This is a genomic window from Streptomyces sp. NPDC055099 (genome assembly GCF_053607685.1).
Window position 1 is genome coordinate 317,067 of the sequence record NZ_JBSGUA010000001.1, and the last position, 13,574, is coordinate 330,640.

The 13,574-nt window shown below is 71.9% G+C and carries 12 protein-coding genes; 6 read left to right on the forward strand and 6 right to left on the reverse strand.

Annotated elements, in window-relative coordinates; genetic code table 11:
- Nucleotides 1-60 precede the first annotated feature (60 nt).
- Together ACWFRU_RS01435 and aceE are read left to right on the forward strand one after the other, a co-directional pair.
- Nucleotides 61-684, forward strand: coding sequence for a GntR family transcriptional regulator (locus ACWFRU_RS01435; RefSeq protein WP_453683704.1), 624 nt, complete (start codon nucleotides 61-63; stop codon nucleotides 682-684).
- A gap of 289 nt (nucleotides 685-973) precedes the next feature.
- Nucleotides 974-3,670 carry a pyruvate dehydrogenase (acetyl-transferring), homodimeric type gene (aceE, locus tag ACWFRU_RS01440; protein ID WP_453683705.1) on the forward strand — a complete coding sequence of 899 codons (2,697 nt, stop codon included), beginning with the start codon at nucleotides 974-976 and terminating at the stop codon, nucleotides 3,668-3,670.
- Nucleotides 3,671-3,790: 120 nt separating this feature from the next.
- Here aceE and ACWFRU_RS01445 read toward each other — a convergent pair whose 3' ends face one another.
- Together ACWFRU_RS01445 and ACWFRU_RS01450 are read right to left on the reverse strand one after the other, a co-directional pair.
- A complete protein-coding gene (locus ACWFRU_RS01445; protein ID WP_453683706.1) occupies nucleotides 3,791-4,762 on the reverse strand; it encodes a helix-turn-helix transcriptional regulator in 972 nt (323 codons plus the stop codon).
- 37 nt (nucleotides 4,763-4,799) lie between these two features.
- Nucleotides 4,800-5,771, reverse strand: coding sequence for an SDR family oxidoreductase (locus ACWFRU_RS01450; RefSeq protein ID WP_453683707.1), 972 nt, complete (start codon nucleotides 5,769-5,771; stop codon nucleotides 4,800-4,802).
- 133 nt (nucleotides 5,772-5,904) lie between these two features.
- Here ACWFRU_RS01450 and ACWFRU_RS01455 point away from each other — a divergent pair, with 133 nt between their 5' ends.
- Entirely contained in the window at nucleotides 5,905-6,429 is a 525-nt protein-coding gene (locus tag ACWFRU_RS01455; RefSeq protein WP_453684477.1) for a DUF4240 domain-containing protein, read from the forward strand.
- A 132-nt stretch (nucleotides 6,430-6,561) separates the two neighbouring features.
- On the opposite strand, the gene ACWFRU_RS01460 is transcribed toward ACWFRU_RS01455, so the two are convergent.
- Together ACWFRU_RS01460 and ACWFRU_RS01465 are read right to left on the reverse strand one after the other, a co-directional pair.
- The gene (locus ACWFRU_RS01460; protein ID WP_453683708.1) at nucleotides 6,562-7,428 is read right to left on the reverse strand and encodes a peptidoglycan recognition protein family protein; all 867 of its coding nucleotides are present in this window, start codon (nucleotides 7,426-7,428) and stop codon (nucleotides 6,562-6,564) included.
- Nucleotides 7,429-7,500: 72 nt separating this feature from the next.
- Nucleotides 7,501-8,286: an SDR family NAD(P)-dependent oxidoreductase gene (locus ACWFRU_RS01465; protein ID WP_453683709.1), complete on the reverse strand. Its 786-nt coding sequence runs from the start codon at nucleotides 8,284-8,286 to the stop codon at nucleotides 7,501-7,503.
- A 144-nt stretch (nucleotides 8,287-8,430) separates the two neighbouring features.
- Here ACWFRU_RS01465 and ACWFRU_RS01470 point away from each other — a divergent pair, with 144 nt between their 5' ends.
- Nucleotides 8,431-9,108 (forward strand): TetR family transcriptional regulator, encoded by a 678-nt coding sequence (locus tag ACWFRU_RS01470; RefSeq protein WP_453683710.1) that lies wholly within the window; start codon nucleotides 8,431-8,433, stop codon nucleotides 9,106-9,108.
- Nucleotides 9,109-9,141: 33 nt separating this feature from the next.
- Here the strand turns inward: ACWFRU_RS01470 and ACWFRU_RS01475 are convergent, their stop codons facing one another.
- Both ACWFRU_RS01475 and ACWFRU_RS01480 read right to left on the reverse strand, forming a co-directional pair.
- On the reverse strand, nucleotides 9,142-10,287 hold the full coding sequence (locus ACWFRU_RS01475; RefSeq protein WP_453683711.1) for a PP2C family protein-serine/threonine phosphatase: 1,146 nt from the start codon (nucleotides 10,285-10,287) through the stop codon (nucleotides 9,142-9,144).
- A gap of 97 nt (nucleotides 10,288-10,384) precedes the next feature.
- Nucleotides 10,385-10,873 (reverse strand): N-acetyltransferase family protein, encoded by a 489-nt coding sequence (locus ACWFRU_RS01480; RefSeq protein ID WP_453683712.1) that lies wholly within the window; start codon nucleotides 10,871-10,873, stop codon nucleotides 10,385-10,387.
- A 62-nt stretch (nucleotides 10,874-10,935) separates the two neighbouring features.
- Between ACWFRU_RS01480 and ACWFRU_RS01485 the strand changes: the two genes are divergently transcribed.
- Nucleotides 10,936-11,871 (forward strand): TIGR01777 family oxidoreductase, encoded by a 936-nt coding sequence (locus ACWFRU_RS01485; RefSeq protein ID WP_453683713.1) that lies wholly within the window; start codon nucleotides 10,936-10,938, stop codon nucleotides 11,869-11,871.
- A 194-nt stretch (nucleotides 11,872-12,065) separates the two neighbouring features.
- Nucleotides 12,066-13,406 carry an NAD(P)/FAD-dependent oxidoreductase gene (locus tag ACWFRU_RS01490; RefSeq protein WP_453683714.1) on the forward strand — a complete coding sequence of 447 codons (1,341 nt, stop codon included), beginning with the start codon at nucleotides 12,066-12,068 and terminating at the stop codon, nucleotides 13,404-13,406.
- Nucleotides 13,407-13,574: the final 168 nt, after the last annotated feature.

Below are 13,574 nucleotides of genomic sequence, written 5' to 3' on the forward strand. Positions count from 1 at the left end.
TCGCCGTATTGTCTAGGGGTCACCACGCCCTGGGGCGCTGCCCCCGCCGGAGGAGCCCACATGACCGCGCCCGTCGTTCACTCGCTGCGCGAACAGATCCGCGAGCACATCGTGGAGGGGATCGTCAGCGGGCGCTGGCAGCCGGGCGAGCGGATCGTGGAGCGGCGGATCGCCGTCGAGCTGGAGGTCTCGCAGACCCCCGTACGCGAGGCGCTGCGCGAGCTGGAGACGCTGCGGCTCATCGAGTCGGCCCCCAACAAGGGCGTACGCGTACGGAACTTGACCGCGGCGGACCTGGAGGAGAGCTACCCCGTCCGCGCGGGCCTGGAGGCCATCGCCGCCGAACTGGCGGCGGAGAGCCTGGCCGAGGACTGCTCGGCCCTCGAACCCCATGTCGCCGCGCTGTACGAGGCGGACCGGGCCGCCGACGGGACCTCGCAGGTGCGGCACACGGTCGGTTTCCACCGGGAGTTGGTGCGGGCGGCGGACAACTCCGTTCTGCTGCACACCTGGGAGGGCCTGGGCATCGAGGTCTTCACCGCGCTGTCGATCCGGTGGCTCGGCACGGTCCAGCAGTCGTACGCCGAGGAGCACGAGGCCCTGGTCACGGCCTTCCGGCAGCGTGACCCCGCGATCGCCGAGCTGGTGAAGGCCCACGTACTGGGCTGCGCGCCGCGTCCCTGACGCTCCCTGGGGGACTCGCGCTCATCCGTGACAGGCCCGCTCATACGTGCTCTCACCTGCGAAGATCCTTCAAATCGAAGGCACCGCGTGCCCGCATTAATGGCACCGGATGCCTACTTTCTCAATATGAAGGAGTTTTCGCCTTCAACCCTTTGATCGATCATCGATCACGGAGTTACAGTCTTCGACGGGCTCTCACCAGGGCCTCACGCCCTGTCCTGCCAAAGACTTCGGGCACCCCCACCCCTTACCGAACAGGGGACCCCCTCCGACTCAGGAAGGCGGCGACATGACCGACCCCTCCGCAATCCAGCCGAGCGAGCTCGACCAGCTCCCGGACCGCGACCCCGAGGAGACCGCCGAATGGCAGGCCTCCCTGGACGCCGTTACCCAGGCGGCCGGGCCGCACCGTGCTGCATACCTGATGCGCCGCACGCTGGAGCGCGCCGAGGGCGCGGGCCTGGCGCTGCCCAAGCTCCTTGAGACCGACTACGTCAACACCATCCCCACCTCCGCCGAGCCGGCGATCGAGGGCGACGAGGCGATGGAGCAGCGGATCGCCGCGTGGAACCGCTGGAACGCGGCCGCGATGGTGACCCGGGGCAGCAAACACGGCGTCGGCGGCCACATCGCGACCTTCGCCTCCGCCGCCTGGCTGTACGAGACGGGCTTCAACCACTTCTTCCGCGGCAAGGAGGGTGACGGGTCGGGCGACCAGCTCTACATCCAGGGCCACGCCTCCCCCGGCATCTACGCCCGCGCCTTCCTCGACGGCCGTCTGAACGAGGCGCACCTCGACAACTTCCGTCAGGAAGCGGGCGGCAACGGCCTGCCGTCCTACCCGCACCCGCGCCGCCTTCCCTGGCTGTGGGAGTTCCCGACCGTCTCCATGGGCCTCGGCCCGCTGTCGGCGATCTACCAGGCGCGCTTCAACCGCTACCTGACCAACCGCAACATCAAGGACGTCTCCCCCTCACACGTGTGGGCGTTCCTCGGTGACGGCGAGATGGACGAGCCCGAGTCGACGGCTGCCCTCGCGCTCGCCGCACGTGAGGGTCTCGACAACCTCACGTACGTCATCAACTGCAACCTGCAGCGCCTCGACGGCCCGGTCCGCGCCAACTTCCGCGTGGTCCAGGAGCTGGAGGCCCAGTTCCGCGGCGCCGGCTGGAACGTCATCAAGGTCCTGTGGGGCAACGCCTGGGACGAGCTGTTCCAGCTCGACACCAACGGCGCCCTGGTCCGCCGCCTGCGCGAGGTGCCGGACGCCCAGTTCCAGACGTATGCGACGCGTGACGCCGCCTACATCCGCGAGCACTTCTTCGGCTCCGAGCCCGCGCTCGTCGAGCTCGGCAAGCTGCTCAGCGACGACAAGATCAGCGAGTGCTTCCACCTCTCGCGCGGCGGCCACGAGGCCCGCAAGGTCTACGCGGCCTACCGTGCGGCGCTCACCCACAAGGGCGCGCCGACCGTGATCCTCGCGCAGACGGTCAAGGGCTTCACGCTGGGCAAGGGCTTCGAGTCCAAGAACGCCAACCACCAGATGAAGAAGCTCACGGTGGACGAGTTCAAGGACATGCGCGACCTCCTGGAGCTGCCGATCTCGGACAGCCAGTTCGTCGACGGCGTGGTGCCCTATGGCCACCCGGGCGCCGACTCCCCCGAGGTCCGCTACCTCCAGGAGCGCCGTGCCGCCCTCGGCGGTCCGGCCCCGGCCCGCCGCACGCAGCCCCTCTCCCCGCTGCCCGCCCCGGCCGACAAGGCGTTCGCCTCGTTCGACAAGGGCTCGGGCTCGCAGTCGATCGCGACGACCATGGCCTTCGTACGCCTGGTCAAGGACCTGATCCGCGACAAGGAGACCGGCAAGCGCTGGGTGCCGATCGTCCCCGACGAGGCGCGCACCTTCGGCATGGAGTCGCTCTTCCCGTCGCTCGGCATCTACTCGCCCAAGGGCCAGACGTACGAGCCGGTCGACCGCGACCAGCTCATGTACTACCGCGAGGCGAAGGACGGCCAGATCCTCAACGAGGGGATCACCGAGGCCGGTTCGATGGCGGACTTCATCGCCGCGTCGACGTCGTACGCGACGCACGGCGAAGCCATGATCCCGTTCTACATCTTCTACTCGATGTTCGGCTGGCAGCGCACCGCCGACCAGATGTGGCAGCTCGGCGACCAGCTCGGCCGCGGCTTCCTCGTCGGCGCCACCGCCGGTCGTACGACGCTGACGGGTGAGGGTCTGCAGCACGCGGACGGCCACTCGCCGGTGATCGCCGCGACGAACCCCGCCGCCATGTCGTACGACCCGGCGTTCGCCTACGAGGTCGCGGCGATCGTCAAGGACGGTCTGCGCCGGATGTACGGCGAGGCGGCCCCCGGTGAGGACCAGAACGTCTTCTACTACCTCACCGTCTACAACGAGCCGATGCCGCAGCCCGCGAAGCCCGCGGGTGTGGACGAGGGCATCGTGAAGGGCCTGTACCGCTTCAACACCGCCGAGACGGCGGGGCACTCCCCCGCGGCCAACGCCTCGCGCATCCAGCTGATCGGTTCGGGCACGGCCATCCACTGGACCCTCGCGGCCCAGAAGATGCTCGCCGAGGAGTGGGGCGTGGCCGCCGACGTGTGGTCCGCGACCTCCTGGACCGAGCTGCGCCGCGACGCCCTGGAGGCGGACGAGGCGATCCTGCGCGGCGAGGAGCGCATTCCGTACGTGCGTACGGCGCTCGAGGGTGCGCAGGGTCCCGTGCTCGCGGTGTCCGACTACATGCGGCAGGTCCCCGACCAGATCGCGCAGTGGGTCGAGCAGGACTACTCGTCCCTGGGTGCGGACGGCTTCGGCCTCTCCGACACGCGGGACGCGGCTCGCCGCCACTTCGGCATCGACGCGGAGTCGATCGTCGTGGCGTCGCTGGCGCAGCTTGCCCGTCGGGGCGAGGTGCCGGCTTCGGCGGTGAAGGAAGCGCGGGCGAAGTACGGTCTGTAGCCTTCGGCTTGGTGCGGGTGCGGGTCTCTGTCTCTTTGGCAGGGGCCCGTTCCCGTGTGCGGGTCTGTTCTGAGCCGCCGCTTCGCGGCGGATTTTTCCCGCCCACCCACCCGATTGCCGTTACGAGTAGCGGCGGGCCATCTGCGTTGCCGCCGCTGCGAAACGCTCCCTCAGCGTCGGCGGTTCCAAGATTTCTGCCTCCGGGCCCAGGGACATGAGCTGTGTGTATGCCACCGTCTCGTTCTCCACGGCGAGGGTCAGCGTCACCCAGCCCTCCTCGTCCGGGGCGCTCGCGCTCTCCAGTGCTTCCTGGGTGGATGCGGAGTCGGTGGCGTACGGGAGCTGGCGCAGGCCCGCCTCGGAGAGCCGCAGCACGACCTCGGAGTGCAGGATCGCCCGCGCGAACTGCGCGGCCCGTTCCTCCCAGAAGCCCGGCAGGTCGAATTCCTCGTCGCGTACGAAGCGGTCCTCGTCGGCGGTGATCGCGGTGAACCGGTCGATGCGGTAGACGCGGAAGGAGCCCGTGTCGGGCACCCGCGCGCACAGATACCAGACCCCGGCCTTGAGCACGAGGCCGTAGGGCTCCAACTCCCTTTCCACCTCGGTGTCCTGGCGCCGGTAGCGGGCGGTGACGCGCCGGTCGTCCCACACCGCGTCCGCCAGCGCGGGCAGCAGTTCGGGCGCGGGCGTCTCCTTGAACCAGCCCGGCGCGTCCAGGTGGAACCGCTGCGACGCGTTCTGCGAGGCGTCCCGCAGCGAGGGCATCAGTGCCGCCGACACCTTCAGGCGGGCCGCCGACGCCGCGTCCTCCAGGCCCATCTCGCGCAGCGCGCCCGGCACCCCGGAGAGGAAGAGGGCCTCCGCCTCGCTGCGTCCGAGGCCGGTGAGCCGGGTGCGGTAGCCGCCGATGAGCCGGTAGCCGCCGGCCCGCCCCCGGTCCGCGTAGACCGGGACGCCCGCCTCGGAGAGGGCCTGGGCGTCCCGCGTGATGGTCCGCTCGGACACTTCGAGCTCACCCGCGAGCTCGGCGGCGGTCATGGAGGGGCGGGCCTGGAGCAGAAGCACCATCTTGATGAGGCGTGCAGCGCGCATGCCCCCATGATGCCGTCAGCCGCCTGGCCGGAGGTGACTAGCGGTAGCCCGTGACGTCGGCGGGCTTGCCCTTCTGCTCGACCTCCGCGATGTAGCGCCAGGCATCCGGCGCCGAACCGTCGATGTCGGTGAAGCCGTACTCCTTGGCGAGGCCGCCGCTGGAGAGCGACGCGCCGTTGTGCCGTGCCACGTCGGGGTCGGCGGCGAGCGCGACCAGGGCCCGGCCCACGAACGTCGGGGTCTCGGAGATCGCGAAGTGCGGGTTCTGCTTGCGGCCGTCGAGCCAGTTCTCCTCGGTGACCTTGAAGTGCGTGTCGAGCATCGCCTCGGAGCGCAGCCAGCCGGGGGTCAGGCAGAGCGCCGTGCAGCCGTACTCCTCGAGTTCCTCGGCCAGGCCCTTCGTCATCCGCAGGGGGGCCGACTTGGCGAGGTCGTAGTAGAAGGGCTTGCGGTAGTTGGGGCCGTTGTACTCCTCGGTGCCGTCGGTGACCTCGACGACCAGGCCGCCGGGGTTCTTGATGAGCAGCGGCAGCGCGTACCGGCTGGTGACGATGTGGGTCTCGATGCCGAGGCGCATCAGGCGCAGCCCCTTGCCGAGGTCGTGCTCCCACATCTTCTTGTCCCACTCGACGTGGACGTCGCCGCCCCAGATGTCGTTGACCAGGATGTCCAGGCGGCCCTGCTCGCGGTCGATCCGGTCGACGAGGGCCTCGACCTGCTCGGGCTCCAGGTGATCGGTGGGTACGGCGATGCCGGTGCCCGGTCCGCCTGCCTCCCGGCCCGCGGCGGTGATCAGCTCCGCGGTCCCCTCGATGGTCTCCTTGGTGCGCCCGACCTCGCTGGTGTGCTCCCGGGTCGTACGGCCCGTCGCGTACACGGTGGCCCCGGCGCGGCCGAGCTCCACGGCCATGGCCCGGCCCGCGCCCCGGGTGGCGCCGGCGACGAGGGCGACCTTTCCGGTCAGGGGGTGCGCGGGTGCGTGCGTGGTGTCCATCTCTTCGCTCTCCATGACTTCGAGGCTGCCACCCAATGCCGACACCTGCTGTCGGGTTTTCCATGGGCATGTGCACGCATAACGAGACAGTCGCATCCGCCGCACTCCGCGTGCGTACCCACCCCTCAGGACCGATGCTTGTCCCGTGATGGACGAGACGGAGTTCTGGGAGATCGTGGACCGCACCCGCGTGGCCGCCGAGGGCGACCCCGAGGACCACGCCGACCTGCTCACCGAGAAGCTCCTCGAACTCGAGCCGGACATGGTGCTCGACTTCGCCCGTCACTTCGAGGCGCGCTACAACCGTGCCTACCGCTGGGATCTGTGGGGCGCTTCCTGGGTCCTCCTCGGTGGCGCCAGCGACGACGCCTTCGACTACTTCCGCTGCTGGCTGATCGGCCAGGGACGCGAGGTCTTCGAGGGAGCCCTGCACGACCCGGACTCGCTCGCGGATCTCCTCGACGACTTCGACGAGGACATCGACGGCGACGGCGAGGAACTCGGCTACGCGGCGGACGAGGCCTACGAGCAGCTCACCGGCGTGGTCACCCCCGATCTCGGCATCGCCCCCGCCCCGACGGAGCCGCAGGGAACACCCCTCGACTTCGAGAACGAGGCGGCGATGGCCCAGCGCTATCCGAAACTGTGGGAACGTTTCGCCGAGATCGACTGATCGACTGGCCCCGGCCCAGTGCCGGAACCAAGCGCCGGGGCCAGTGCCGGGACCGGTGCCGGGACCAAGCACCGGGACCAGTGCCGGGCCCTGAACGCCCTGGCCCCTGAGTGCCCTGTCCCCCGTCGCCCCTTACCGGCCCTGCAGCCGTGCGGCCTTCACCCGGATCGCGGGGAGCGCGGCCGTCAGCGCCGCACCCGGGCAGGAGGTGGTGTAGCCGTCGCGGTGCCCGGACACCGCGCTGAATGCCTCGACCGCCCCCGCCGGATACCTGCTGAGGCTGTTCGTGGAGACCAGCCGCACCGTGGAGCGCGGGTCCACGCCCGCGAGGCCGAGTTTCCACGCGATCAGCCCGGCCATGGCGTCGGTCATGGCCTTGGGGACGGGTGTCCCCTCCGTGAACGTCCCGATCGCAGCGATCCCCACCGACCCCTTGTTGTAGCCCTGCGTGTGCGCCCCTACGACGGCCCGCTCGATGCCGCCCGCACGCCCTTCGTAGACGGTCCCGCACCGGTCGACGAGGAAGTTGTAGCCGATGTCGTCCCACTGTCTCCCCTCGGTCTGACCGGTGTGCAGATAGCGGATGGTGCGCGCGGCATCCGCGCAGTCGTAGCCGTTCGGGGTGTCCGTGTGGTGGATGAACACCGCCTGGATCCGGCCGGCGTACCGGGCGGGCGGTGCCTCATCCGTCGCGTCGGCCAGCCACTCGGCGCGCGGCACCACGCGTGGCCGCGCCGCGGGATGGCCCGCCTCCCGCCGCACCGGAGCCGCGGCCGCCGGCATCCTCGAGTGCCGCCCGGTCACCCCGGCCCGCTCCCCGAGCCCGGCGAACGCCACCGCGCCGTCGCCCTCCCGCACCGATGCCCCGGACACCCCTGGCCCCACGAACCACGCGCACAACAGCAGAAGCGCCACGGCGGCGACTCCGGGCACGCAACCGAGCACCGCACGCACCACCACCGGCACGCGCGCCGCGGACGGCCCACGGAAGACACGCATGCTCCGACTGTCCGGCCCACCCCCTCCCCCCGCGATCCGCGCTCGGCCAATCGGGTGAACCGGAGAGGAGGCTCAGAAGTGGGTGCCGCCGTCCACCCGGATCTCGGTGCCGGTGATGAACTTGCCGTCCCGCGAGCCGAGCAGCGCGACGACCGATGCCACCGACTCCGGCCCCGCGAAGCCCTGGCCGATGGCCGGGGCGAGCTTCACGAACAGGCTCATGTCGGCGTCCTCGGGAAGGCCGGGACCCACGCTCTGCCGGCTGGCACCGCTGCCGTCGGTCATGCCGCTGGATATGGACCCGGGCTGGACGGAGTTGAAGCGGATTCCCTGCTTGCCGTACTCACTGGCCAGCGCGTGGGTCATGGACTGGATGCCGCCCTTGCTCGCCGCGTACGCCGCCATGTACGGGTGGGCGAACGCCGCCGATGTGGAGCTGAAATTGATGACGGCGGCGTCCTCGCCGGCCAGCAGCGCCGGGATCGCCTCGCGGATCACCAGGAACGTGCCCACCAGGTTGATCCGGATGACGTGCTCGAAGGAATCCAGGCTGGTCTCGTGCGTGTGCGAGGAGCGGAGCACGCCCGCCGCGTTCACCAGGACGTCCAGGCCGCCGAGCGCGCTGACCGCGGCGGCGACGCCTTCGCGCACCGAGGTCTCGTCCGAGATGTCGACCACGAGCGTGGTGAGGCGGTCGGCCGCCGCGCCCGCCTTCTCGGCGGTGTCCTTCAGGCCGGCCTCGCTGACGTCGGCGGCCACGACCCTGCCGCCCTCCTCCAGGACGCGGAGGACGGAGGCCTGCCCGATCCCCGAGCCACCGCCGGTGATGAGTGCGCGACGGCCTGCGTACCGGTTCATGAGATGCCTCCGTTCGACTCCGGGCTCCCGGGTCCTTCCATGGATCCGGCCTTCCCGATCTGATTTCAATGTACGCCTTCGTGGCATGTTTTGCCATGTCGACAATTCATGTATCAGGGTGAGGATCGCGCGTAGGCTGCGAGGGTGAGCACCCACACGTCGCAGTCATCGCAGCCCCCGCCGCCGGCCCAGCCGTCGCTGACCGAGCGCCGCAAGGCGGCCACGCAGCTCGACATCGCCCGCGCCGCGGCCGAGCTCTTCGCCGAGCGCGGCCCGGACGGCACCACGGCCGAGGAGATCGCGGGCCGGGCGGGGGTGGCGCTGCGCACCTTCTACCGGTACTTCCGCAACAAGCAGGACGCGGTCGCCCCGCTCCTCGCGGGCGGCGCCGCCGAGTGGCGGGCCCACCTGGCGGCCCTCGACCCGGCCGCCGGGATGCCGACGGCCCTGGAGCGGTCGATCGCGGACGCGCTGACCGCGGCGGACGACCACGCGGCCGAGGCCCTGGAGTGGACCCGCGGCCTGCTGCGCGCGGCGCAGGACGACCCGGCGCTGCGCGCCGTCTGGTACCGCGTGAACCAGGAGTCCGAGGAGCAGCTCGTGCCCGTGCTCGCCCGGCTGGCCGGGGACGACGCCGACGAACTGGACGTACGCCTGGCCGCCGCGGCCGCCACCGACGCCATCCGCCTGGCCCTGGAGACCTGGGCCGCGGGGGACGCACCGGCCGAGGGGCCCGGCTCCCCCGCCGTCCTCGCGGTGCGCTGCCTGCGCGAACTGACGGGCGGGCTGCGACTCCTGGCCACCCGGCGGACGGACGCCTAGACCCGGGCCCCGAAGCGGCTCCCCGGGCAGGGCTTACGGCTCCGGAACCACCCGCGGGCTCGGCCGTCCGTCCGGCCCCAGGTCCAACGAGAACGCCAGCAGGGCCACGTCGTCCCCGACCCCGCCGGAGAACCGGACCAGGTCCTTCCAGACCGCGGACGTCATCGCCGCCGGGTCGTCCCGCAGGTCGGCGCAGAGCACCGGAATGCGTTCGGTCAGCGGATAGAAGGCGCCGGTCCCGTCCCGCGCCTCGGTCACCCCGTCGGTCACCACGAGCAGCCGGTCGCCGAGCCGGAGGCTCACGGTCACCTCTTCAGGCGAGGCGACTCCCGCGATCCCCAGGCCCAGCGGAGGCCCCGGTGCCACGGCGAGCTCCTGGACAACCCCGTCCCGCAGCAGCAGCGGGGGCGGGTGGCCGCAGGAGACGACCCGCAGCTCGGCCGCGTCGCCCCGGAATTCGAGGAGCACGGCCGTGGCGAAGAGTTCGGCGTGCTCGGCCTCCTCGGAGTCGACCACGAGCCGCCGGTCGAGCCGGCCGGCGACCCCCTCCAGGTCGGGCTGGTCGAGCACCGCCTCCCGGAAGGCGCCGAGCAGCGCGGCGACCGTGCCGACGGCGGCGAGGCCGTGCCCCTGCACATCGCCCACCAGCGCCCGTACGCCGCTGGGCCCCTTGCGCACGTCGAAGAGATCACCGCCGACCAGCGTGCCGCCCTGGGCCGCGCGGTAGAGGCCCGCGCAGCGCACCGGGCCCACGCGCTCCGGCAGCGGCGGCAGGACGGCGAACTGGGCGGCTTCGGCGACGGTGCGGACGGTGACGAGCTGGGTGTCGCGGCGGCTGCGCACCCAGGCGAACACGACGCTCAGCAGCGCCACGAAGGCGACGGTCAGCTCGTCGCTCTCCCCGGGGCGGCCGAGCCCGAAGCCCGGCAGGTAGAACAGCAGCACCACGGTGGCGCCGAAGAGACCCGTGGCGGTGGCGCCGTACGCCAGCGCCGCCAGCGGCGGCACGGCGGCGAGCAGGAAGCTGAGGTCGACCGTCTTCGGAGTGGAGAGCTGGATGACGCAGATCACCACGAGGAGCACAGGCGGAGGCCAGCGCACCCAGGGAGGCCGCGGCGCGCCGCGCAGCCAGCCGGGCTCGTCCCGGTCCCGCCGACTGGCAGCAGCGACCCTGAACATCGGTTCGCTCCTTCCGGTCGGCCATTCCACGCTCCTACGCGCGCGTGCCCGCCGCACGCCGGGCCGGTCCGTCGGGTGGCAGCCCCCGGGGGGAGTCTCAGAGCACGCGCCCCATCAGCACGTCGTCCACGTACACGCCGTCGAGGAAGAACTCACCCGGCAGCACCCCCTCGATCACGAAGCCCTCGGAGGCGTAGAGCGTCCGGGCCGGGATGTTGTGGCCGAGCACCCGCAGCGTGATGCGCCGCGCGCCCTGGCGGCGGGCCTCCTCCACCGCGGCCCTGACCAGCCGGCGGCCCACTCCCTTGCCGCGCGCCTCATCCGTGACGGCGAAGCCCAGGATCTGGCGCACATGGGCGTTGGCCAGGACGGAGGTGGGATATCCGAGCCGTATGTAGCCGACGACCACGCCGTTCAGCTCGGCGACCAAGTGGTCGTGCGGCCCGAAGCGTTCACTGAAGAACGGCGGGTACGGAAGCTGCGGGGCAGGCTGTACCGCGTGCAGGGTGGACCAGGTGACGCGGTCGATGCGGCCGAGGGCTTCTTCGTCGTCCGGCAGAGCGGTACGTATGAGCGTGTCCTGCATGGGCGTCACTGTACGACGGCCGCCTGACGCCTCTTGGTGGGTTTCCGGGGCAGGATGACTTCATGGCACCCACCGATCCCGAGCAGTCATCCCCTTCGTCGCGGCGGTCACGTATCGCCGTGTCCGGTGCGTCCGGCCTCATCGGAACGGCGCTGACACGCGCCCTCGCCGACGACGGCCATGAGGTGGTGCGACTGGTGCGCCGCGCGCCTCGTACGAAGCAGGAGGTGCGCTGGGACCCCAAGAAGGGGTACGTCGACACAGCGGGGCTCGCGGGCTGCGACGCGCTGGTCAACCTGGCGGGAGCCGGGATCGGCGACCGCCGCTGGACGGACGCCTACAAGCGGGAGCTCCGCGACAGCAGGGTGCTCGGCACCGCGACGCTCGCCGAGGCGGCGGCCTCCCTCGACGAGCCGCCCCGGGTGTTCCTGTGCGCGAGCGCGATCGGCTACTACGGAGACACCGGTCAGCGGGCGGTGGACGAGAGTGCCCCCTCCGGAGAGGGCTTCCTGCCGTCCCTGTGCGTGGAGTGGGAGGGCGCGGCCGCCGCGGCGCACGCGGCGGGCATCCGCACGGTCTTCGCGCGCAACGGCCTCGTGGTGGCGCGCGAGGGCGGGGCCTGGCAGCGCATGTTCCCGCTCTTCAAGGCGGGGCTCGGCGGGCGGCTCGGCGACGGCAGGCAGTACTGGAGCTACATCTCGCTGCACGACGCGGTGGCCGCCTTGCGGCACCTGCTCGACACGGAGTCGCTCGCGGGCCCGGTCAATCTGACGGCGCCCGACCCGCTGACCAACCGCGAGGTGACGGCCGCGATGGGCCGGGTGCTGCACCGGCCCACGCTCTTCGCGGCGCCCGCGCCCGCGCTGCGCGTCGTGCTCGGCGAGATGGCCGGTGATGTGCTGGGCAGCCAGCGGGTGCTGCCGACCCGGCTCCTGGAGTCGGGCTTCTCGTTCGCGTTCCCCGGCATCGAGGAGACGCTCCGCGCGGCGTTGCGGTAGAGGGCCTGCCCCCCTACAGGTTCTTCACCCCGACCGTCGCGCTACCGCCGCGCGCCCGGCGTGCGACCGTGCTCGGTCGATGCGCGACTGCCCCCGGCCGTTCGTGCTCCTACCCTCGTGCGGAACTCGGTGATTCCGAAGCCCTGTTGAGGGCATGACGTCCCCAGCAGCCGCGCAACCTCGGGGAGGGGCACGTGCCAGAGCCCACGCACCATGCGGACGTCGTCATCGTGGGAGCCGGGGTCGCGGGTCTGTCGGCCGCCCACCAGCTGACCAGTGCTGGTGTAACGACCGTCGTCCTGGAAGCCGCCCCTTACGTCGGCGGGCGCATGTCTACGGAGAAGGTCGACGGCTTCCGGCTCGACAGGATCGGGCAGTTGCTCACCACGTCCTACCCCGAGTTGCGTCACACGCCGGGGCTCGACGCCCTCGTACTGCGGCCCTTCGTACCTGGCGTCCTGGTGCACAGCGACGGCCGGCACCACCGCGCCGTCGAGCCCACGAGCCCCCGGCGCGCAAGGGGCGCACTGACTGCCGCACGCGCCCTCGCAAGCGCCCCCAGGGGTCCGCGCACCGCACGGACCACGCCCCGTGCCGCCCCCCTCGGCGGCGCGCTCGACCAGGCCCGGCTCGGCGCCGCACTCGCCAGGCTCGCGGCGACGGACCCGAAACGTCTGCTCGCCCGCCCCGAACTCCCCGCCTCGCAGGCCCTCTTCGCCCGGGGGCTGCCCGCGCGCACCGTCACCGGCTTCCTGCGCCCACTGCTCTCCGCGCTCCTTTGCGACCCGGACCTGACGACGTCGAGCCGCTGCGCCGACCTCGCCCTGCACTCCTTCGCACGCGGTCGCCTGTGCCTGCCCGAGGGCGGCGCCGAGGTGCTGCCCGAGCTCCTGGCGGCCGCGCTGCCACCGGGGACGGTCCGCACCGGCGTACGCGTCACGGGCGTCTCCACGACCTCCGTCAGCACCGCGGAACACGGTGAAGTGCGCTGCCGCGGCGTCCTGTTGGCCACCGACGCCCGGGCGGCCGCCGCTCTGCTGCCCGGCCTGCGTGTGCCGCCCTTCCACCAGGTGACGGTGCTGCACCACGCGGCGCCCGAGCCACCGCTCGCCGAGCCCGCGCTGCTGCTCGACGCCGACCGTTCCGGCCCGGTCGCGCACACGGCCGTCGTCAGCCACGTCGACCCCTCGCGGGCGCCCGCGGGCAGGTCGCTCGTCTCGTCGACGGTCCTCGGCCCGCCGCCGGACGAGCGCGCGGTCCTCGCCCATCTCGCCGAGCTGTACGGCACATCGACCGCCCGCTGGGAGTCCCTGGCCGTCCATCACACCCGCGAGGCGGTGCCCGCGATGCCGCCGCCGCACGATCCGCGCCGCCCGGTGCGGCTGCTCTCGGGGCTCTACGTGTGCGGCGACCACCGGGACACCAGCACCGTGCAGGGCGCCCTGTACTCGGGCCGCCGCGCGGCGCGGGCCGCGCTCGTGGACCTCGGTGTGGAGCCCGCCCACGGCGCGGGCCATCTACCGATGGCGGCCTGACAGCCATCCGACCTCTGGGTCACCCCCTGGAAGCCCTCGCAGTCCCACGCGGGGGCTTCCGCACTTCCGTACGCCCACTCCCCGTACGCCCAACCGAACCTCACTCACCCCTGCAACTCCCCTTGCCACACCAGTACCCCACGGCTACGGTCCCACCGGATCGCCAAG